Source organism: Streptomyces sparsus (assembly GCF_054776295.1).
Genome location: NZ_BAAHCA010001507.1, coordinates 1 through 764, shown reverse-complemented (window position 1 = coordinate 764; position 764 = coordinate 1). Strand labels below are relative to the sequence as shown.

Genomic DNA, 764 nt, shown 5'->3' with positions numbered 1-764 from the left:
CGCGTGGGTGGTGTGGCCGACGCGGTGGCGGCCGGGCGGTCAGAGCCAGCCGCGGCGCTGCGCCTGGAGGGCCAACTGGAAGCGGGAGCCGGCTCCCGCCTGGGCCATGAGCAGTTCCATGCGGCGGAAGAAGGTGCGGCGGCTGACGCCCAGCTCCCGGATGATCTGACTGTCCGGCACACCGGCCACCAGCATCGCCAGGATGCGCCGCTCGGCCGGCCCCGGCCGCATCGCCACCGGCGCCGCGGCGGTACCCGTCGACGCCTGGATCGGCAGAGCCCGGTCCCAGCAGGACTCGAAGAGGGCCCGCAGCGCCGTCAGCAGTCCGCTGGGCCGCACCACCAGCAGTCCCCGGTTGACCTCCACCTCGGCGATGGACAGTCCGACGAAGCCGATCCGGTCGTCGACGATGGTCAGCTTCACCGGCAGCTCGGACAGCACCCGCGCCTGCTCGCCGGCGTCGATGCACGGCTGGATGTTGGTGCTGAGGTGCCCGGGGTGGGCCAGCGAGGCCCGCGCGTAGACGGCCCGGTGCCGCACTCCGCGGCGCAGCATCGCGATCTCCGCCGCGGCACCGCGCTGGCTGTCCCAGAAGTAGGGCGGGGTGTCGAACCGCAGCACCTCGGCGCTGGCGTCCGTGAGGGCCTCGCCGAGCCGCCGCTCGATCCCCTCGCCGGTGACCTCCTCGGCGACCACTCCCCCGCCGGCCGCCGGGTGGTGGCGCCGGTAGTGGTCGTAGGCGCTCGCGACGGCGGCCCGGGCTT

At 74.7% G+C, this 764-nt stretch carries 1 protein-coding gene; it reads right to left on the bottom strand.

Annotated features, from left to right (window positions below):
• Positions 1 to 39 precede the first annotated feature (39 nt).
• Positions 40 to 764, bottom strand: a 725-nt coding sequence (locus ACYVE9_RS29290) for a LuxR family transcriptional regulator (RefSeq protein ID WP_461030904.1), incomplete at its 5' end; no start/stop codon positions are given.